This is a genomic window from Gordoniibacillus kamchatkensis (assembly GCF_000829455.1).
In the GTDB taxonomy this organism is placed as follows: Bacteria; Bacillota; Bacilli; order Paenibacillales; family NBRC-103111; genus Gordoniibacillus; species Gordoniibacillus kamchatkensis.
This window is the reverse complement of the sequence record NZ_JXAK01000030.1, coordinates 19,108-40,299: the sequence shown is the minus strand read 5'-3', so window position 1 is coordinate 40,299 and position 21,192 is coordinate 19,108. Positions and strand designations below refer to the sequence as shown.

Here is a 21,192-nt window from a genome sequence, read left to right as displayed (position 1 = left end):
GCAAATATCAAAGGAGGGAAGACATGATGAAAATCATTGTTGCCAGTATATTCGTTCAAGATCAAGACAAGGCATTGGAGTTTTATACGGAAACGCTCGGCTTTGTAAAAAAGCATGACGTTCCCGTCGGAGAATTCAGGTGGATAACGCTTGTTTCTCCCGATGAGCAGGACGGTACCGAGCTTTTACTCGAACCGAATGACCATCCTGCCGCCAAAGAGTATCAAAAGAAAATATTTGCCGATGGCATCCCAGCAACAATGTTTGGCGTTGCAGATATTAATAAAGAGTACAAACGATTATTGGAAACCGGCGTGAATTTTACTATGGAGCCGACAAAAATGGGCGAGCTCACAATAGCTGTCTTCGACGATACATGCGGCAACCTTATTCAGATTGTGCAGAAGTAACTTGATGACGAAATTTCGGTGCTTAAAAGAAAAAAGGAGTTGAAGCAACCGATATTTCAGATGATGGCCATGGCAGGTTTTGAATTTAACAAGCTACACACCAAGGCGATATAAGTTGTTTAAAGTAATGGAAGACGATAGCTCAGAATGAAACGCCTGATGTTTGGGCGTTTTTTCTATTGCTCAGAACTCAACAACCAATGATAACTTGGCCAAAAAAATAAAACTCCCGCCGGCCTGCAGTGCCGGTAGGAGTTTGCCTCGTTTCAACTTTGTTTCGCTTGCTTTTTTGCCGCGTAGGCGGCTTTGATTTCCTCGCGAAGCTGCGCGTTCGTCTTGCCGTCGGTGTTAATGTGCAGCTTGGCGGCGATTTTGTGCAGCCTGGCTGTCGCTTTCGCCTGCAACGCTTGCTTGATCGCGTCGCGAAGCTGCTGATTCGTTTTTCCCGCGGTATCGATGCCGAGCTGCGCCGCTCTCTTTTGCAGCTGCGCCGTTATTTTTTGCTGTTGCGCCGCTTTTTTCTGCTGCAGCGCCGCGTGAATTTCTTTCTTTAGCTCGCTTACGGTCTTGCCGTCTATGGCGATGCCGAGCTTTTGCGCCCGCCCCTGCCAATACTTCAGCTGCGCGGCTTGCTTCTCTTGCTTGGCTGATCTGCTGGCGGCAGCCGGGGAGCCGTGCGTCCCCGCCGCATAAGCCGGTACGGCGGCAAACAGCATGGCGGCAGCGGCAAGTCCGCCGATCCATTTTTTGTTCATGTGCTTCTCCACCTTTTGGCGATATTGGGCGCTTCCACCCTGCATGGACATCGTAATGCGCACTTGTTGCAAAAATATTTCAGCTCGAAGGCAGCGTCACGCGAAAACAAGTGCCCTCTCCGATTTCCGACTCCACCGAAATGGTCCCGCCATGCGCTTCGACGATATATTTGGCGATCGTGAGACCGAGGCCCGCGCCCTGCGTATGCCGGCTCGAATCGGCTTTGTACAGGCGGTCGAACAGCTTGTCCGCTACGTCTGCGGGAACGCCCGGCCCGTTGTCGCAGACGGCGATGTGCCACGCGTCCGCACGATCCGCGAGCGTCACGCAAACCTTCGTCCCGGGCGGATTGTGCTTGACGGCGTTGTCCAGCAAATTGAGCAGCACTTGGCGAATCCGGTCCGGATCGACATCCGCGAACGCGCCGCCCGCAACATCCGTGCGCACCTCCATCGTTTTCTCGTCGAACCTGGAGCGCATTTGCTGAACCGTCTCGCGGACTAAGGCGGCAAGATCGGTCCGCTCCTTGTTCAGCTGGACGTGGCTTTCCTCGAAGGCGGACAGCTGCAGAAGATCCTCGATCAGCTGGCTCATCCGGCGCGTTTCCTTCAAGGCGATCTGCGTGAATTCCCGCTCTTCTTCCTCCGACAAAATGCCGTCAGCCAGCCCTTGCAACGAAGCGCGAACGGTCGTCAAAGGGGTTCTAAGCTCGTGGGAAATTTCCGAGATGAACTGTCTCCGGCTTGTTTCGACCCGCTCCAGCTTCTCCGCCATGCCGTTAAACGAGCTCGCCAGATCGCCCAATTCGTCATTCTCCTTATACAACACGCGCTCGCTGAAATTGCCTTCCGCAATGGAGGCCGCCGCCTGCCTCATATCCTTGAACGGACGAACGAACCGCCGGGATACGAAAAAAAGAATGAAGCCAACCGGCACCGTAATACCGAGCGAGACGAGCACCAGGATGCGGTCGATCCGTCCGGTCAAACTCTGAATGTTGCTGACGGGCGTATACACGAACGCCGCTGCCTCAATTACCTTCCCGTACCGGAGCGGAAATCCGACGATGAGCATCCGTTCCTCGTCGTTTTCCTGGAACGGGGCGATCAGGTTCATCTCGCGGCCGTCCTGCACTTGCTTGACCCAGCGGTTGATCGCCGGCTGCTCGCCGAAATTGAGCAGATCGCCTTTCATATAATTCATTTTTTGCCGATGATGCTAACCCGTACGTCCGCGGCATTTTCCAGACCCTTCAGTTCCTTGGTCAGCTCCTGGGACGAGTACGCTCCTTGGCGGTATAGCCGGAACGTCTCATCCACGTGCGCGGCGTAATTTTCCAAAATTCGCCTGTTTTGCTGGTAGACGTCCCGTTCCAGGAAATACCCGATCAGCAGCGACACGCTGGCGACCGTCACGATCAGGAGTGCCAAGTACACCGTCAGCCATTTGCGGAAAACGGTGTTCACGGGGAAGCCACCTCGAATTTATAACCGAGCCCCCATACGGTGATAATTTGCCAGCCTTGCGAGGCATCGCCCAATTTGGCGCGCAGCCGGCGTATGTTGACGTCCACGACGCGGTCTTCCCCTTCGTAATCCGGTCCCCAAATTAAAGCGATCAAATCTTCGCGGGTAAAGATGCGGTTGGCATGCTGTACGAAAATAAGCAGCATCTCGTATTCTTTACGGTTCAGCGCAACGGGAAGGCCGCCTACGAACACGGTGCCGGCCGACGTTCGGACTTCCAGGTTGCCGAAGCTGTAAACTTTGTCCGCCGCCGCTTTTTGCGGCAGTGCGGTATGCCTCATGCGGCGCAGGACGGTATCGACGCGGACAACCAGTTCGTTCGGATCGAACGGCTTGACCATATAATCGTCCGCGCCCAGCTGAAGACCCTCGATCCGGTCCTGGACTTCCCCTCTCGCGGTCAGCATAATGATCGGCACGTCGGAGGTGCGCCTGATCGTTCTGCATACGTTCCAGCCGTCCATGCCGGGCAGCATCACATCCAGCACAATGAGGTTGTAGCGCTCCTTCTCCGCTAAGGCGCAGGCCGCCATTCCGTCTGAAGCCGTATCCACTTTATAGCCCTTTTTCTCCAAATAGAGCTTGGTGATGCGCACAATATTCGGGTCGTCATCCACTACGAGCAGCTTGTCCACGATACCCCCTCCTGCCACTATTATAGCTTACTCACCGCTGCAAATCGTCTAAAAGAAACGCAATATCGTTATTGTGGATATGAATGAGCCGGTTCGCGCCAAGCGCTCTATACGTGAGCCGCGAATACTCCCTCCGGGTTACGACGTAGATGTTCTTGTCCGTCCAAGGCCGGCAAATTTGCAAATAACGGCAGCTCAAGTTGAAGCTGTCCTCGAACAAATAAATGTCCCCTATCGGAACTGCCGGCGGCGTCCAGCTTTTCTCATCCGCCGTGTCGACCGTAATGATACGGCTCACGCCCATCGCTTCCAAACGCGTTTTTCCGGAATTGTTGTTGACGAGCGCGTAGTAATCGATTCCTTTGCGCCTGAGCTCGGCAATGAATTGCAGCCCGGCTTGATTCGGAGCGGATACTAACATGTACGGCCGGTTTCGCGCAGCTTCGTTATCGGACATCGTTTCTCCTCCTTGTGGAGACAACAAAAAGAAGCTGTCCGAAGAGGAACTCTTCTCGCAGCTTCCATGCACACAGTGAAACACAGTGTTACATATACGATGTTGTTGCCTCTCCAGTATGACGCTTACGAGGTTAGCTGCCGGATTCGGACGTGAGAGTCGCCCTACCCGGCCGTTACCGGCCGGGATTCACCCCTGGAGCCGAAGCGATGGACGCCGCAGCCCTTTGGTTCCCCCGTTCCCGCCGCGAAGCGGGACTCAGCGAATTCAATCTTATCCTGTATATTACGCCCCTGCAGCCGGTTTGTAAAGCGCCGCCAGCTGGCGCACAGGCCTGTCTTTCGGCGTTTATACCGGCTCGTTCGCCGGCCGCGGCACTTTTCTGCCGAACGACATCCAATACAGGAGCGCGCTCGCCACGACGACCACGCACAGGAACAGAATGAGATTGCCGTACAAGTAAGCGCGCGCTTCCGACAGGAGAGGGTGAAGCGGGAAGGCGAACAGCCGCTGTTCCAACGCTTTGGCGACCAATGCCGTCACAACCGCCCCCGAAATCGTCGAGGTCATATTAAAGAACCCCATGCCGACGCCGATTTGGTGGGAAGGCAATATTTGCGTTACGCTTTCCGTCAATGCCGTCTGCACGAACGAAAATCCGATGTACATCATGATCAGGGCGACCCCGATATACCATACCCACATGCCTATTGATGATGATTGCACCAACAAGCTAAGCGAGATCAAGGCCAATCCCAGATACACGACAAAATGGCTGCCGCGCTTCACCGTCATATTGCCGGCCACTCTGCCGAAGATGACCGCGCTGATCGCTCCGGGGAACATGACGAGCCCGATATTTTCCGTAGACAAGCCGTACATTTTGCTCAACATGAGCGGGATTACAAACATGACGGACATGACGGTGCCGAAAATGAGAAAACCGATGATGAGCCCGGTACGGTACAGCGGGTTGGAGAACAGGCCCGGATCGACGAACGGCTCCTTCGCGCTGCGGATTCTCACGATAAACAGAAGGAGAGCCGCGAAGGCGGCGAGCAAATAAATCCAGCTCCCTTCCGTCGTAAACAAGACAACCAATGACACGACAACACCCAGCAGCACTGTCCCGATCAAATCAAGATTGCCCGCCTTGCGCTCCTCGTTCGGCAAATACTTTCGAAAAAAAGGAACGGCTACAAGCACGGGTAGCGGAATGAGAAACAAATATGCCCAGTGCAGCGAGCCCGCGACATATCCGCCGAACACGGGGCCGATTCCGACCGCGAACGAAGCAGTCGACGTGATGACGCCAAACATTTTCCCCCGCTCTTCCGCCGTAAAAAAGCGGGCGACCATAACGAAGACAAGCGCCGGGATGGCGGAACCGCCGACTCCTTGCAACGCCCTGGCTACTATGACGGCGGGGTACCACGCTTGCAAAACGAAGCCGAGTGCAGATCCCAGGCTGTAAAGGACGATGCCGATCGTGATCAGCTTCCTGACAGCATATATGTCGGAAAGCTTGCCGAACACGACCATGCCGATGCCGAAAAGGATAAAAAAGATGGTCACGACCCAGCTTACGCCGGAGGCGTCAAGCCCGAACTGTTGGGCAATGCTCGGCGTGGATACGTTGAACACCGATTCGTTCAACACGGCAAAAAAGATGACATAGTAAATCCACAGCACGCTTTTCTTGATGCCGGGACTTCCCGCTACAGGATTGGCATTACTCTCCACAATGTTCATTTCTCTATGCTTCCTTCCTCTTTGTTTTGTTCACCTCCCGATTATAGCATGCACCATATGCGGCGATTTCTCATCGATTGCTATGTTGCCTTCCTTTACATGTCACGTTTCGGCGCCAATTCGATCGCCTGCTTCAGCGCCTCCTTGATGCTCTGCTCGTCGGCAATCCCTTTGCCGGCAATATCGAACGCCGTTCCGTGATCGACGCTGGTGCGAATGATCGGCAAACCTACGGTGATATTGACCCCCGCTTCCAGCCCGAGCACTTTGACGGGACCGTGCCCTTGATCGTGATACATGGCGACCACAATATCGAAGTCTCCTCGTGTCGTACGGAAAAAGAGTGTATCGGCCGGAAGAGGTCCCTGAACCTGCATGCCTTCTTGCTTGGCACGCTCTACTGCCGGGACGATTTTCTCCTCCTCTTCCCCGTATCCGAACAAGCCGTTTTCTCCCGCATGCGGGTTTATGCCGCACACGGCAATTCGCGGGTTCGCATAGCCCGCCTTTTGCAGCGTTTCATGAGCCATGCGGATCACGTTGTATACGCGCTGCGGGTTAATCATACTGACAGCGTCGATAATGCCTACGTGAGTGGTCACATGAATGACCTTCAGCTTAGGCGCCGAGAGCATCATGGCAAAATCTTTCGTTCCTGTCAGTTCAGCCAAAATTTCGGTATGGCCGGGATAAATATGGCCCCCTTTATGCAGAGCCTCTTTGTTCAAGGGCGCCGTGCAAATGGCATCGATCTGCCCTTCATTCGCCAGCTCGATCGCTTGCTTCAAGTACATGAAAGCCGCGTGTCCCGCTTCGGCCGACACTTGGCCGAACGGGAGATCGGCGGGGAGCAGCTTCAGATCCAAACAGTCGACGGTGCCAAACTCATACTTCGCCTCCGTCAAGGACGATATCGAGCGAACCTGCAATTCGCTGCGGACTACGCGTCCGGCCCGCTCCAATATTAGCGCATCGCCTATGACGAAAGGACGGCAGCCATCGTAGACAGACTTATCCCCGAGCGCCTTCATAATAATTTCAGGGCCAACGCCCGCTCCGTCTCCCATCGTTATGCCAATGACCGGTTTCGTCATCATTGCCGCTCTCCCATCTGATTATGAATGAATTGCATCGCCCGCCATAAAGACATGTTGTTGCCAAAAGCGCCCGCTTTGGTCACCGTTGCCAAACGGGCCCCGCCAAGCAGCGTTCCGTATGGAATACCGGGCTCCACTTCGCTTAGCAGTTCAATGCCGTGCACTCCCAAGTACTTGCACACGGCCTTGGCCGTATCGCCGCCTGTCAACACAAGCCCTTTGACCGGCACAGCGGTAACAGCCTTGCTGGCGATCGCCCCCAACGTGTCTGCGATCCGGTTGGATACGGCTGAAGGCTCCAGGCCCAGTGCCCCACCCTTTTCTCTCGCCGCTCTGACTTGCTCCGGCGAAGAGCCGGCGTGCAAGGAAACATCCGCCCCTTCGGTCAGGGCGGCCCTTACTTCAGCCAGGCAGCGTTCGATTTCTTGCTCTCTCTCCCCGGAAGAACCGATGGCAGCGAGCGGGTCCATCTCTACAGCAGTCACGTTCGCCTGCCGGCCCACCTCCGCTACTTGCTCGCGCGTAATTTGCGATATGCTGCCCGCGACCAACATGACCGGCCCTTGGACGGGCGGCTTCGTGTGGCGATACTCGGTTTTCTTCGGTTGTCTCATCGTTAGCACAAACTCCGCCAAGCCCGCAGACCCTGCCCAGAGAACCCGCGTGCCGAACGTTCGGACTAGCGCGGCAATCAGTTCAAGGTCACCGTCGGTTTCCGCATCGAAAACGAACAACCGGGTCCCCGTCTGCATGGCTTCCTGAATAGAACGGCACACCGCCTCTACGCCTTCTTGAAGCAAGGATAAGCGAATATTGGTACATTCTTTTCCAGATTGACCGCGGAGAATACGCGCGATGTCCGAATCCGGCACCGGAGTTTTCGGATCTTTTGCCATTTCCGTTTCGTGAACAGGGGTGCCGTTCAAATAATGGATCCCGTTCACGGTCGTGCGGCCGATTCTCGGAAAAGCAGGCGCGATAAAAGCCGCCTCAAACCCGAACGCGTCCATAACGCCGCTAATTTCCTGTCCGATGTTCCCTCTCAGCGTGGAGTCCATTTTTTTATAAATCCGGGCAAAGCCTTTGTTCTTTAACGCGAGCGCCGCGCTTTTCGCCCGTTCGTAAGCCATCTCTCCGGCGATGGAGCGGCTGTCGATATCAATGACAATGACATCCAAATCGTTATCTTCGTCCGGGATCGACGTCCAATCGAAAATGACCTGCGTCTTCAAGCCGCTTCTGGCAAATTGGACCCCGGAGTCCGATGCGCCCGTCAAATCGTCTGCAATAATGGATATCTGCTGCACTTTATTGCCTCCTGGTATAAAAAGGAGAAGTCCCGGTCGGCCCGGGACTGATGGGTCTCCAGTTTTAGTTTGCTGTAATGCCTCGCCGCTTGGCCCACCAAGCGGTAACGATTGGAGCCAGAATCGCCGTTACAATGACGCAGGATGCAACCAGTGCGGTGGCTGACGGTACAACCGGAGCATATACCGCGTTCGCTGCCGCTACGGCTGCCGGAACGCCCGCCGCGTTACCCGCCGTAGTTGCCGCGGCCAGGCCCGCTACACCGTTCCCTCCGGTTAGCCGGTCCGTCGCCATCAAGGCCAAGCCCGTGATCACAACAACCGCTACGCCCAGCAGTATTCCGAGCACGCCGGCCTTCCACACGTTGCCCAAATTCAATCCGGCCCCGAGGGCGAAGGCGAAGAACGGAACAAGCACCGGAACCGCTTTCGCCAAAAACTCGCGCAGCTCCCGATCCAAGTTGCCAAGGATCATGCCGATGATCAGGGGAAGGATGGCCCCCACCAACGTTTGCCACGGAAATGCTGCCAATCCGGTGACGCCGAGCGTCACCATGGTCAAGAAAGGTCCCGATTCCAAGCTCATGATCGAATAAGCGCCAACGTCCTCTTTTTTGCCGAACTGCCCCATCAGCGCCATATACAGTCCGCCGTTGGTGTCGTTCATCGCGGCTACAATAGCAAGCACGGACAACCCGGCAAACATGCCGCCTTCAACCATGCCGTTACCCAGAAACTTGCCGGCGATGAAACCTACGAGCACGGCGACAAGGATTTTGGTGATCAGAAGGGCGCCGCCCTTTTTCAAAATATACGGTGTTGCTTTGAAATCGATCGTTGCCCCCATGCATACGTAAAACACAGCCAGCATGGGCAGCGCGCCGGTCATCAGGCTCCGGTAAACGAACCGAAAGTTTTCGGAATCGTCGGGAACAAGGTGTTCACAATCGCCCCTACGAGCAGCGGGATGATCATCATACCGCCAGGAATCCGTTCTATGGTCGCCTTAATCTTCACAACATGCGCCTCCTAGTTGTTGTTTATTTTTGAAACATGTTATTGAATTTGTAAGCGCTACGCATCTCATTATAAAGAGTGGCGACCTTAACATCAATTGATATTATGTTTCATTATTCAACGTTTTGTTCATTTTTCTCCACAATGTCGTGCGGTTGATGCCTAACCTTTTGCATGTCTTGGACTGATTCATACCTTCCTCCTGAAGCACATGCATGATGATTCGCCGTTCAATTTCCTCCAGAGATCCCCTTAGATCTATCGGCGCGAAAGCCGCCGCCGCATGCAAATCCGCCGATTGCTTGTATCGCTGAAGCACCAGCGCTGCATCTTTGTGCTCGACATAATTGCCTTTGGTTAGGATGAGCATTTCATGAACGGCGTTTTCCAGCTCGCGCAAATTGCCCGTCCAATGATATTGCATCAATTCATCCATCGCCGCATCGCGGAAACCTACGATTTGCTTGCCCGATTGCGAGTTATAGGACGCAATGCTCACCCTTATGATTTCATCCAGATCCTCCATGCGTTCTCTTAGCGGCGGAACCGTAATATGCAGCTCGCTCAGCGCGGCAATGAGATCTTGGTTATAATCTGCCCTGCTCTTCAGCCGATTCAACGTGGTCGAAGAAGATGCCAGAAAGCGTATGCTTTTATACTGCCTGATCACTTTGAGCCACTTGTCCTGCGACGCCCGGTCCAGCCTGTCCGCATTGTTCAAATAAATCGTCCCTGCGAAGCCCGTTTCCGGCAGCGCGAGCTCTTCCGCCGTCCCCTTGAGCAGTGCATCCAGTTCCTGCTCCGCTATTTCCCCGCACGGAATCATATAAAATCCTTGGCCATGCCGTTTGCTCGCGGAATGAATCGCTTGGGCAAACGCCGACTTGCCGGTCCCTTTCTCTCCCGAAATCCACACATTGCGGTCGGTCTCGGCGTATTTCAACGATCGGGATATCGTTTTCTTCAGGACGGAGCTCGACCCGACCAACTGATTGAAGGTGACCAGCCTTGACGGAATGTAGGCCGCGAATCTTCGCTCATTTCTCCATCTTTCAACGGAGTCGAGGCTGACCAAATAATGGAAATGCGATGCGTTTCCGCGCGCCATGACGCTCGCTTTATACTGCCGGTCGTTCACATGGAGAAATTGCTGCAGGTCTTTGGCATCCGGCGTTTCCTCCAATTGTTGAATCAGCTTGTACAGGATGGGGAAAAACAGCTGGATCCCTTTGCCGCTGACGTCGTCTTCCGTTTTTCCGCCTATCATGTTGCCGGCCGCATGATTAAGATACATCACATTCTTGTGCCGATCCAAAGCAAAAATAGCCCTCGAGTCGCTATCCATCATTTCCCGATAAAACTCCACTTTCGCTTGCCCTTGCCTGTACACGTCGAACACTCTTCGCACTTCCCGGAACATATCGCTTACCGATTCCCGGCCGGACGTAATCAGGATCCCGTGATAGCCCATCTCCTGCGCGGCACGCACCGTGACGACGTCGCCCAGAACAATTTTCACGTCGGATTGAAAAGCTTGCTCCAGCGCACCCTTCACTTCCGCCGGGTCCCCGATGGAAAAGGTAGGGATGTCGAACTCCAGCAGGCTCGACACTTCCGAGACCGCTTTACAGATGTTGGGGAAACCGATAATGGCTACTTTGGAGTTTGTTTTCCTGACGAGCGTTAACACGCGCAATATATCGTAACCGGATACAGGGATATCTACGACCGGAAGGCTCGTATGCTGCCGAATCAGGCTCGCCGTCCCGCCGCGGCTGACGACCATGTTGTAGCCGCGCTCTTCGGCAAGCTGTACGAGCGGCAGCGCTTCCTGCAAATCCGCCACTTCCACATCCATGCGAATCGCTGTTTCTTCCCGCACCATCTCCATTAGCAGATCTCGCAATCCGATATAGGGAGCTATCGCCAATACGTTAATTTTCATGTTTGTGCACCTCGTTGTTTGTTTCATAATGAAACACTTTGTTAAAATTATAATACATATGGCCGGTATGTCCAAACTCTTCGGGACCGGGTCTATGTATGCAGTGGCCATGCGGTCGTTTGGCGAGATACGGCGTCTGGAGACTTCGTCGATCCATCAAAGCAAGGTAGCGGCACGGGTAGATAAGGCGCTAGCGGCTCTTGTACGTGCCGTCGTGAGCCATTACGCGCTCGCAGAGGCCTAAATGGCCGTTGCGGTTTCGGGATGGTGGTGCGATTGGGGGTAGCGAGTGCTGTGGAGATGCGGGGCTGTGGAGGTGCCGGGCTGCGAAGCTGTGGCGGGTGCGATTGCGAGGAATTGATCGATGTTGGGCTGTCAGGCTGTCAGGCTGTGGGGCTGTGGGGCTGTGAGGATGCGAGGCTGTGAAGGTGCGGGGCTGTGAGGATGCGAGGCTGTGAAAGTGCGGGGCTGTGGAGACAAAGTGAATGCATTCGCGAAAGAGGAGCCGGCTGACGCCGTCCTAATGGACGATCGCGTTTCCAGCCCCGCCTTTCGGCGCAATTCCTGTTCGGGGCCGGGAGGGGACAAGGTTTTGCGCCTCGCTATCCTATTAAGAAAGATCCAAAATAGGGCGATAACGCCCCTTCCGAACCGCCCGAAACTTGCAATAAAGAATATTTTCTCTATATTGCGACTCCAGTGACTCTTTTCAAGGCCGATTTTACGAGAAAATACGTTCAGCGCCCGAAAGTTCCATGAATAGCGTACAAAATTCGCTGCATGCGAATTTTGGGGCCCTAACCAGGGTTATACGCCTCTTGTTCCAATAGAGCGCCCCTACAGTCTCTGCATAGAGAATTTGGTCTCTATGCAGTGCTGCCGCGAGCAATAACGCAGGATGATGAAGAGCAAGCGACTTATACCCTAAAGAGAACTGCCGGATGAATATGGGCAACGTATCCGTAGACACCGTATCGGCTTACGGCGCCCTCGATGAGGCACGCGTCCACCGGCGTTAAGCGACCGCGAGTCGCCCGCCGCATTGCCCTCCGTTACAGCTCCGGCTTAACGCCTTGACGTTAAGCCGGCGGCGAGACGCCTGCCGCATTGCCGACAAAACAAACAGACTGCCGGAGCACAAGCCCGCGGCAGTCTGCTTCGGTTTTGCTTACCCTTCGAACACGTAATCTTGCTCGGCCGTTTCGTCTTTGCCGTTCTTGAGTCCAACCACGCGGAAAATAACGGTCAGCACCACGGCGACGACGATATTGACGATCAGCGCGTACAGTCCGGAGTAAATGGTCGTGCCGGCGCCGAGTCCGAAAGGAAGTTTGTACTGGTTGCCGAAGCTGGTGGAAGCCGCCATATACGTACCCCACACCATCGCGACGAACCAGCCGATCAACAAAGCCCAACGGTTCAACCAATTGGTGTACAGCCCGATAACGACAGCCGGCAGCGTCTGCAAAATCCAAATGCCGCCGAGCAGCTGCAAATTGATCGCATCCTGCTTGTTGATCAAAATGATGAACGCCAAAGCTCCGATTTTCACGAGCAAGGAGAACCACTTGGCCACATTCGATTCCTGCTTCTCGGTGCAGGTTTTATTGATATATTCCTTGTAAATATTTCTCGTAAACAGGTTCGCTGCGGCAATGGACATGATCGCCGCCGGCACCAGGGCCCCGATTCCGATCGCGGCGAAGCCGAAGCCGGAGAACCAGTCGGGGAACATCCTCAGGAAGAGCTGGGGTACGGCATCGTTGCCGTTCGTTACGTTGACACCCGCAGCAATGGCCATGAAACCGAGCAGCGCGATGATGCCCAGAACGAACGAATAAGCGGGCAAGAGCGCCGAGTTGCGCTTAATGACCTCGCGGCTGCTGGAGCTGAAAATACCGGTGAGCGAGTGCGGGTATAAGAATAAAGCGAGGGCAGACCCAAGCGCAAGCGTCGCATAAGGCGCGTACGCTTTGGCGCCTAATACGACCGCAGCTTTATGTTTGGCAGCGGCAGCATCGAAGATAGGCCCGAATCCGCCGAGCTTATACGGAATATAGATGATGGCTACAATGATCGTAATATAGATCATGAGATCTTTGACGATGGCAATTGCCGCCGGCGCCCGAAGTCCGCTGTTGTACGTGTAAATGGCGAGAACCGCGAACGCGATAATGAGAGGCAGATCGCCGGCAAGCCCGCTGCCCGTAAGCCCCATAGCTTCCAAAACCGCCTGCATGCCGACCAGTTGCAGGGCGATGTACGGCATCGTGGCGAGAATGCCGGTGATGGCGACGGCCAGCGCCAGCGAGCTGCTGCCGTACCGTCCGCGCACAAAATCCGATGCGGTCACGTAACCGTGTTTTTTGGCCACAGACCAAAGCTTCGGCATTACAACGAACACGAACGGATAGATGATGATGGTATAGGGCACGGCGAAAAACCCGATCGCCCCTTTGCCGTACATCGATGCAGGTACAGCGATAAAAGTGTATGCGGTATACAAGTCCCCGCCAAGCAAAAACCAGGTCACGATCGTTCCGAACCGTCTGCCGCCAAGTCCCCATTCGTCCAGCAGCTCAAGATTGCCCTTGCGCCAATTGGCCGATACGAAGCCGAGAATCGTCACAAATAAAAAGAACAACAAGAAAACGGTAAGCGCTGTCCAGTTCATCAGTCTGCCCCTTTCATCCGAGTCATCATCATGGATGCGTCATGTCTTGGATTTAGTAGCGAAATAAACGATTGCGGTCAGTATAGCGCTGATAATGACCCACAGAAATTGGTACCAGTAAAAATAAGGAATCCCCGCCAGCCTCGGCTCGTTCCCCGCATAAAACGGCGGCCATAGCGTCGCAATAAACGGGATAAGCAATAGAATGTACCAGAGCCTGCTTGCTTTTTTGCTTGGACTCGTCATAGCATGAGCTCCTTTCCCTGCAGTAAGATGTGAACATTCCGTGAACATTTTTGCACAAGAAAGCGTTTTCGTCAATGAAAATATTCGCCTTGCGCTGCCGGCTATAATTGCACATAATGAGCAATAGCCGAAACAACACGACGAGACGAGGGAACTGCATGACAAATTTGCGCATCGGCACCATATTTCAGGCTGGACATTTCATAGGCGGCGTTCAGTGGCTGCTGTTCATGTTTGCGAATACGGTAGTGATTCCGATTTCCATCGGGGAGGCGTTCGGGCTCCCTGCCGCCAACGTTAGCGCCTTGGTGGAACGATCCTTTATTATCACGGGGGCCGCTTGTCTCCTTCAAGCTTTGTGGGGGCATCGTTTACCTCTCATGGAAGGGCAGTCGGGCTTATGGTGGGGAGTTATGCTCATTTTGGCTTCCGCAGCAGGGGCATCCGGCGAAAGCGCCGCCCAGCTGGGCGGGGAGCTGGCGGTTGGCATCATCGTATCGGGCGTGCTTATGGCCGTATTAGGCTTTCTCGGACTTGGGCGCATCTTGCGCCAATGGTTTTCGCCAGTTGTGATGGGGACGTACTTGTTTTTGCTCGCATGCCAGCTGTCAGCGACCTTCTTCAAAGGAATGGTCGGATGGTCGCAAGGAGGGACCGTCGATATCGGCACGTCTATCTTGTCGCTCGCTGTTATCGTTCTGGTTATGTGGCTGCTCCTGAAGGGGAAGGGCAAAGTGAGCCAATTTGCCATTTTAATCGGCATCAGCGCGGGCTGGGCCGCTCACGCCCTGCTGTTTCCCGGCAAAACAGGTGCCGCTGCAGGCGGCTTTCACTTCATCGAATGGTTTCCGCTCGGGAAGCCGGCGTTCAATATTGGCATTATGGTGACTTGCGTCCTCACCGGCTTTCTGAATACGACGAATACGATTTCCAGCATTAAAGCGGCTGAGCCGTTATTTGAGCGCCAAGTCCCGGAATTCCGCTACGCCTTCTCTTTTTTCTGGTCCAGTATATTGGCCGTCGTTTCCGGTTTGCTTGGGCTCGTTCCATACGCTCCTTACACGTCATCCATCGGCTTTCTGCGCTCGACGCGCATTTTGGACAGGGCGCCTTTCATATGGGGAGCGCTGCTGTTCATGGCATTAGGCTTCGTCCCTCCGCTCAGCCGGTTTTTCTCTACTATGCCGGTGAGCGTCGGGGACGCGGTTCTGTTCGTCGCCTATATGCAGCTGTTCGGATCCGCGCTGCAGCAGCTCGAAGGCATCCGATTTTCTTACCAGTCGATATACCGTATCGCGGTTCCGCTAATGACCGGATTATGCATCATGATCATGCCTCCGGCCGCTTTCGCCTCGCTTCCCGTACTCGTCAGGCCGCTGCTTGCCAACGGGCTGCTGATCGGCATCCTGCTTTCGGTCGTGATCAACAATGCATTTCGTTGGAGCGACGAAGAGGGCGGCGGCACCCCGGCCCGTTGAAATCCGGCCATCCGAGAGCGCTACTGGCATGGTAAATTACGATAAATTCCACCATACGTCCAAGCAGCCGGGATTTTGTCTACATACCATAGAAGTGCAACCAACTTCTTTCCCGAGGGGAGGTTCACGGTATGGCATATATGGGTGGCTTGGGCTGCTCTTGCGCAGGCTATGGAGCTGGCATGTTCACGAGCACAGGGGTTATTCTCGTACTCTTCATCCTGCTTGTAATTATTAGCCGTACTTTCTTCGTTTAGTTCAATAAACTCGAGGTGCCCCATGGCGATTAGGCCGTGGGGCACTCGAGTTTACGGGCCGCGGGAGCTATGCTTTGTCAATTTCGTCCTTGTCCACGCATCCATTTTTTTGACGTGCCTTTTCCCCACCGTCGACCCGTACAGGAGCGGGACGCTGACCATCGTAAAGAAGTGTGCGCAACCGAAGTTGCGAGTTTTCTCGCAGATCAGTCCGGCGGCTGCTGCGGAACCCTAGAAAACATTTTAATGATACAGTTGCAAAATCGATCCGTCGCACGCGCCAGCCGCCATTCAGATGCCACATAAGGAGATTCTATTCCTTGTAACCGGCTAGCCAAAACAAGCAGAATCGTTCCCGTTCCCGTCCTGCAGCAAGCGGCGATACTGCTCTAAAGTTTCGCGCGCGATGACGCGGCTGTCGTAGCGGGCGAGCCGCTTTTGGGCGGATTGTGCCATTCGCTTGGCGGCGTCGCGATTTGTCAGCTGCTTAACGACATAGCCGGCCAGCGCCGCAGCATCGCCGGGCGGGACGGTGTAGCCGGTGTCCCCGTGTTCTACCAGCTCCCCGAGCCCTCCGGTCTGCGAAACGACAAGCGGCGCCCCCTCCCTCATCGCTTCGAGAGCGACGATGCCGAACGGTTCGTACAGGTTGGTACGACGCACACCCCAGCACGCGCAAGAAGCTTCTCCCGCTCCTTCTCCTTCACACGGCCGGCAAACCGGATGCCCTCTCCGTAAGGCGCCGCTTGCCGCTCCAGCTTTTCCCGGAAAGGCCCTGTCCCGGCTACAATAAGCCGTGCATCAGGAACGCAGTGCAAAATGTGCTGCATCGCCTCGATGAGCACATGCACTCCTTTCTCGTACACGAGTCTGCCTATATAGACTATGAGGTTTTCCCGTACATGGGCCCGATCATCCCGATCCTCCGATCGTGCGGCCGGATCGATGCCGTTCGGAATGAATGCCATCTTGTCGGCCGGCACGTGAAAATGGCAGCGCAGCTCGCTTGCCATCGCCCGGCTGCAAACGATAATGCGCTGCGCGTCGGCGCACAGCTGGCGCTCCTGCCGCAATATGCCGCTGTGCAGCTCGGAAGGCAACTGACCCCGGCGGCGGCCGATTTCCGTCGAATGCATCGTCACCGCCAGCGGCAAGCCGGCAGAGCGGGACAGCTCCGCCGCAGCGGGATGTACGAGCCCGTCATGGGCATGGAGCACATCCGGCACGATCCCATACTGGAGCAATTGGGCGGCACGGCGGGCCAGGCCGACGTTGACGGCCAGCACCCAGTCCGCAAACCCAAAACACTCGGAGGAAACGGGCAATCCGACGCGGTGAACGTGCACATCCCCGGCTTCTTCATAAGCGGCTGAGCCCGGAAGCTTGCGGGTAACGACGTGAACCGCGTGGCCCAGCATCGCCAAATGCCGCGCCAGCCCCGAAACGGCTCTCGCCTGCCCGCTTGCGCACGGCGCGTACTCCCAAGTAAGCATCAAAACCGTCAGCCGCCCCTGTGCCTGCCCTTCAGGGGACGCTTTGGCCGGGAGGAGCAGACGCTTGCTCCGGCTCCACTCGGGCGGGCGCTCGAACGCTTCGGGGCTTAAAGCGGGCGCGCTCAGCGTAATGCGGCCGGCAGCCTGCCCGCCGCTTGCCTCCGGCGCGGAGCGGGGAAGCGCATAGACTGTATAAGCTGAGAAATACGGGTAGTCCGTCTTGTACTCGCCGGATGCGGCGCGCTGCCGGACGGCTTGTTCCGGCTCGGTTTCGCAAGGCTTGAACGGCAGCCAGCGGACGATGGACTTTGTCCGGCTATAGCGAGGCCACACGCGGCTCCCGCTTAGACGAAACGGCGCGGAATGCACAATCGGCACGAATTGGCGGCCTGCCGTGACGATCCCGTATACCGCTACATAAGTGCATCCCGGCTGCAGCGGACCAAGCGAGCAGGAACGCCTTTCTCCCCCAGCCACGGCTGCTGCGCCCGCCTTCACGTTATCCGCAGCGGCCCCCGTTATGGAAAACGGCAACGGGAAATCCCGGTACGCCTTTCCCTTTGCACTGTACAGGCGCAGCACTTTCGGCATGCACTCCCAAGCGGCCCGGCAATAGGCGCACACGATCGACTGCGTTCGCGCGGAAACCGACCACGATACGAAGACGATCAATCCGGGGCGGATGGCCGCCGCGATCCGGTCTTCCTCCACGGGAGCGTCTGGAGCATCGGAAGCAAGGTCTGTCGCTGTCACCTGCGGTCACTCTGCGCTTTCTCCAGCCGGCCCGCTGACTATATGCATAAAGTGATCGTATTTGTTCGAAGCCGCCAGAAGGGAGTCGTACTCCTCTTTCGAGACGGAGGGAAACTCGCGTACTTCCCCGTTATAATAATGGGCGACGATGCGCGCGGTTTCCTCGTCATACGTCACATGCGTAATCTGCTTTGATTCGAGCGGAATCATGTTCATTCGGCACGCCTCCTTAGGTTGCATATCATTCCATTCCAGTACCGACCGCGTAAAAGTTCAATGATAGACTCCATGCAAGGGCGGTTCGGCAAAGTCACCCTCGGCTTCGGCAGGCGGCAGGTTAAAGGGAACAGCCGCATCCCTTTGCCGCCGGCGAGAATGGCCGCTGTCCATGCGCCCGCTCCTTTCGTCGGATGACGGATCGCGGGTGAGGGCGACGCCCGGCGCAACGCCTTCCCTCGCAGCTGCCGCAGCCGCGCTGCGGTCAGGCGCAAGCTTCGCATACGCCTCCTGCATGCCTGCGGCGATCGTGTTCCAGTTATACTCCGCCAGCAGCTTATCGTAAGCGCGGTCCGCCATTTGCCGCCCGAGCTCAGGCCGATGCAGCAAGTCCGTCACGTGCCAGCGTAGCGATTCGACGTGGCCGGGCAGCGCCTTGTAGCCGTCGGTTCCGTGCCGGACAATTTCCGCAAAACCGCCGGTATCGGCGACGACGACCGGCCTGCGGAAGCTCATCGCTTCCAGCGCGACGATGCCGAACGGTTCGTACAAGCTGGGGAAAGCGCACACGTCCGCGGCCTGATACAGCCGGGCCTTGATGTCGTCGTCGACGTAGCCCCAGAAGACGACCCGGTCCCCCAAATGCCCGGCCTGCCGCTGCAGCTCTTCCTGCATCGGCCCCGTCCCGGCGATGACGAGCTTCGCCCGCGGCACTTCGGCCAAAATGCCAGGCAGCGCCTCGATCAGAAGCTGCACGCCTTTCTCGTACACGAGCCGTCCGACGAAGAGCACGATGCGGTCTTCCGGGGAAAACCACGAGCTTTTGATCTCGTGCCGGGATACGTCCGGGTCCGGCGGCTCCTCCGGCAAATGGACCCCGTTCGGGAAAATATCGATTTTATGCTCCGGCAATTGAAAAATGCGCTGCAGCTCCTCTTTCATATAGCCGCTGCAGACGAACACCCTGCCGGCTTCGTACGTAAGCTGCCACTCGAGCTCGTGAATGCTGCGCTGCAAGTCGCCGTGGAGCTTGCCCTGGTTCCGCCCCCATTCGGTCGCATGGATGGTAGCCGCCAGCGGAATGCCGTAACTATGCTTGATTTCCCTCGCGGCATGGAACACCATCCAATCGTGCGCATGCAAAAGGTCGATGCGTCCGCCGGCTTCTTTCCAACGGACGAGATGATCGACGATAGCCACATTCATTTCAAACGTCCAGTGGTAGAAGTCGGTATCCCCTGAGCATAAAACCGGCAGCCGGTGAACGTACACTCCGTTTCTCACTTCGAACGAGGGAGCGTCTTCGTGCTCGGTAGTAACGACGTGCACGATTTCCCCGCGCGCGGCGAGCGCTTCGGACAAATTCGCCACGGCGCGGGAGAGACCACCTACATATTTGGGCGGGTATTCCCAAGCCAGCATGAACGTGTTCGGCCTGTCCGCGGTTTGCTCCAAAACGCGCAGCCACCGCTGCCTGTCCGGAATAATCGAAACCGGCGAGCCGGCATGTACAGGTATATAGTCCGAATAACGGATCTCGGGAAAACAGTTGTCCATCCGCTCCAGCTCCGCGAGCAGCGCCTCGTCGATCCGGGCTTGCTCCGCCATGTCGCATAGCAGATGAAAGCGGCCGAGATGGTCTTTCATTCGGGTGCAGGCGTAATCTACGACCGTCTTGCTGTCCATAATGAAGGCCCAGTCGCTGCTTTGCGCCAGCATCAGCTCGCGCGCCGCCTGGTTCAGCGCCCGCTCCTGCAGCGAGGACGGCATACCGGAGCGGCTAACCGGGTCGCCATAACGGCCGGCAAGGCGAATCATGCGTTCTTCCGCCTGGTGCAGATGGCGGTATATCCAGTCGTTCGCGCCCTGCAGCCATACTTCCGCCGAGTGACCCCGCCCCCAGCTCGATTCGTTCACGAGACCCGGTTCGGCGGGCGGCTCCGCGTCCAAATATTCGGACAGCGCGATGAGCCGCAAATGCTTCTGATCGTGATACATTTTGCGGCACAGGAGCTCGATCCACATCGGCCCTTCATACCACCAGTGCCCGAACAGCTCGGCATCGTAAGGCGCGACGATGACCGGCTTCCTGCCCGGCGGCAAACGCCACTGTTCGGCGTGTTTGCGGCAGCTGTAAATAAAATGCCCCGCATGCTCGGCGGCGGCTCTCCGCGCCCACTCGGGGTTGTACGGCTCCTGATGGAGGCCGTGCCCGGTAATCCGGAAATATTTGAGGCCCGTGTTGACCCGGTCCCCGTTCGGCAGCAAGTACGGGCGGATGTACTCCCATTCCTCGCGGTCGTGCCAGCCGAGATCCCAGCCGATATCGCGATAATATTCCCGATAATCGAAATGGCCGGGGTAACCTTCGCTGGCGCTCCATACTTGCTCCGCCGACCGCATGTCCCGCGGAAACACGGTCACTCCGTACGGCGACCTCACCGGGGCGTACAGATCGCCTTCCGCGGTCTCCGCCGCACATTCGATGGCCGAGGCGTCGGCAATGCAATACTCGATGCCGAGCATGCCGAGCATCCGGTCGATACCGGGCGTGATCCCGCACTCGGGCAGCCACATGCCGCGCGGCCTCAGGCCGAAATGGCGCTCGTACTCGCGGATGCCGGTCGCCAGCTGGGCTCTGATCGCTTCCTCCGTTTTCACGAGCGGAAGAAAGGCATGCGTGGCGGCGGAAGTGATAATCTCGATTTTGCCTAAATCCTGAAATTGCTTCAGCTTGGCGATGATGTTGCTGCCGCATGCCAAATAAATCGCTCTCAGCACGCGGAAGCGCTCGGCGTACATAGCTGCGACCGGGTATAGCCGGCCGTCGCCCCACAGCCGCTGCCGCTCGCTCTCCGCCAGCCGGATCAGCTTGTCCAGGTGCGCCAAATATCTTTGCTGCATAAGCGGATCGCTGAACATCGCGAGCAATGTCGGCGTTACGGATATCGTTAAGCGAAAATCGACGCCGTCGTTCAGCAGCCGGTCCATCGCCTCGATGAGCGGCAAATACGTATCCGTCATCGCTTCGTAAAACCAGCGCTCCTCCAAATAGTCATCCCGGTCGCAATGGCGGACGTAAGGAAGGTGCGCATGCAGCACCAGAGCTACGTATCCTTTCAACTGGGGCTTCGGTTTCCACTGTTTGAGCATATCTCCCTCGCTTTCTCCCG

The 21,192-nt window shown here is 56.3% G+C and carries 16 protein-coding genes, 2 pseudogenes and 1 riboswitch; of the genes and pseudogenes, 2 read left to right on the top strand and 16 right to left on the bottom strand.

Translation table 11 applies throughout. From position 1 onward, the window contains the following. The first annotated feature begins 26 nt into the window (after window positions 1-26). The gene (locus SD70_RS17355; protein WP_041048847.1) at window positions 27-410 is read left to right on the top strand and encodes a VOC family protein; all 384 of its coding nucleotides are present in this window, start codon (window positions 27-29) and stop codon (window positions 408-410) included. A 266-nt stretch (window positions 411-676) separates the two neighbouring features. Here SD70_RS17355 and SD70_RS17350 read toward each other — a convergent pair whose 3' ends face one another. From SD70_RS17350 to SD70_RS17285, 12 genes and pseudogenes are all read right to left on the bottom strand, one after another. Beyond that, complete coding sequence (locus SD70_RS17350; RefSeq protein ID WP_041048798.1) at window positions 677-1,165, bottom strand: hypothetical protein; 489 nt, start codon at window positions 1,163-1,165, stop codon at window positions 677-679. Window positions 1,166-1,244: 79 nt separating this feature from the next. After that, the gene (locus SD70_RS17345; RefSeq protein WP_052487566.1) at window positions 1,245-2,369 is read right to left on the bottom strand and encodes a sensor histidine kinase; all 1,125 of its coding nucleotides are present in this window, start codon (window positions 2,367-2,369) and stop codon (window positions 1,245-1,247) included. Then, a complete protein-coding gene (locus SD70_RS17340) occupies window positions 2,366-2,632 on the bottom strand; it encodes a hypothetical protein (RefSeq protein ID WP_041048797.1) in 267 nt (88 codons plus the stop codon). The genes SD70_RS17345 and SD70_RS17340 overlap by 4 nt, the downstream gene beginning before the upstream one ends. After that, complete coding sequence (locus SD70_RS17335; RefSeq protein WP_052487565.1) at window positions 2,629-3,327, bottom strand: response regulator transcription factor; 699 nt, start codon at window positions 3,325-3,327, stop codon at window positions 2,629-2,631. Before SD70_RS17335 ends, SD70_RS17340 begins: the two co-directional genes overlap by 4 nt. Window positions 3,328-3,358: 31 nt before the next feature. After that, window positions 3,359-3,784, bottom strand: coding sequence for a hypothetical protein (locus SD70_RS17330; protein ID WP_041048796.1), 426 nt, complete (start codon window positions 3,782-3,784; stop codon window positions 3,359-3,361). Between the two features lie 107 nt (window positions 3,785-3,891). After that, window positions 3,892-4,058: riboswitch (cyclic di-AMP (ydaO/yuaA leader) on the bottom strand. A 74-nt stretch (window positions 4,059-4,132) separates the two neighbouring features. After that, window positions 4,133-5,536: an MFS transporter gene (locus tag SD70_RS17325; RefSeq protein WP_052487564.1), complete on the bottom strand. Its 1,404-nt coding sequence runs from the start codon at window positions 5,534-5,536 to the stop codon at window positions 4,133-4,135. A gap of 95 nt (window positions 5,537-5,631) precedes the next feature. Then, a complete protein-coding gene (pdxA, locus tag SD70_RS17320) occupies window positions 5,632-6,633 on the bottom strand; it encodes a 4-hydroxythreonine-4-phosphate dehydrogenase PdxA (RefSeq protein WP_041048794.1) in 1,002 nt (333 codons plus the stop codon). After that, entirely contained in the window at window positions 6,630-7,940 is a 1,311-nt protein-coding gene (locus tag SD70_RS17315; RefSeq protein ID WP_041048792.1) for a four-carbon acid sugar kinase family protein, read from the bottom strand. Before SD70_RS17315 ends, pdxA begins: the two co-directional genes overlap by 4 nt. A gap of 64 nt (window positions 7,941-8,004) precedes the next feature. Beyond that, window positions 8,005-8,957: pseudogene (locus tag SD70_RS17310) on the bottom strand (2-keto-3-deoxygluconate permease). A gap of 103 nt (window positions 8,958-9,060) precedes the next feature. Further along, window positions 9,061-10,902 (bottom strand): sigma-54-dependent Fis family transcriptional regulator, encoded by a 1,842-nt coding sequence (locus SD70_RS17305; RefSeq protein WP_041048791.1) that lies wholly within the window; start codon window positions 10,900-10,902, stop codon window positions 9,061-9,063. 1,168 nt (window positions 10,903-12,070) lie between these two features. Next, window positions 12,071-13,576, bottom strand: coding sequence for a monocarboxylate uptake permease MctP (gene mctP, locus SD70_RS17290; protein WP_041048787.1), 1,506 nt, complete (start codon window positions 13,574-13,576; stop codon window positions 12,071-12,073). A 39-nt stretch (window positions 13,577-13,615) separates the two neighbouring features. Continuing rightward, entirely contained in the window at window positions 13,616-13,822 is a 207-nt protein-coding gene (locus SD70_RS17285; protein WP_041048786.1) for a DUF3311 domain-containing protein, read from the bottom strand. A gap of 158 nt (window positions 13,823-13,980) precedes the next feature. On the opposite strand from SD70_RS17285, the gene SD70_RS17280 reads away from it, so the two are divergent. Next, a complete protein-coding gene (locus SD70_RS17280) occupies window positions 13,981-15,300 on the top strand; it encodes a uracil/xanthine transporter (RefSeq protein WP_052487563.1) in 1,320 nt (439 codons plus the stop codon). Between the two features lie 731 nt (window positions 15,301-16,031). Here SD70_RS17280 and SD70_RS40420 read toward each other — a convergent pair. From SD70_RS40420 to SD70_RS17265, 4 genes and pseudogenes are all read right to left on the bottom strand, one after another. Beyond that, window positions 16,032-17,050, bottom strand: a pseudogene (locus SD70_RS40420) (glycosyltransferase family 4 protein); the annotation flags it as partial. 759 nt (window positions 17,051-17,809) lie between these two features. Then, the gene (locus tag SD70_RS17270) at window positions 17,810-18,019 is read right to left on the bottom strand and encodes a KTSC domain-containing protein (RefSeq protein ID WP_052487560.1); all 210 of its coding nucleotides are present in this window, start codon (window positions 18,017-18,019) and stop codon (window positions 17,810-17,812) included. After that, window positions 18,016-18,132, bottom strand: a complete 117-nt coding sequence (locus tag SD70_RS38195; RefSeq protein WP_231571274.1) for a hypothetical protein — start codon at window positions 18,130-18,132, stop codon at window positions 18,016-18,018. The genes SD70_RS17270 and SD70_RS38195 overlap by 4 nt, the downstream gene beginning before the upstream one ends. Then, a complete protein-coding gene (locus SD70_RS17265) occupies window positions 18,077-21,172 on the bottom strand; it encodes a 1,4-alpha-glucan branching protein domain-containing protein (RefSeq protein ID WP_082053444.1) in 3,096 nt (1,031 codons plus the stop codon). The genes SD70_RS38195 and SD70_RS17265 overlap by 56 nt, the downstream gene beginning before the upstream one ends. Window positions 21,173-21,192: the final 20 nt, after the last annotated feature.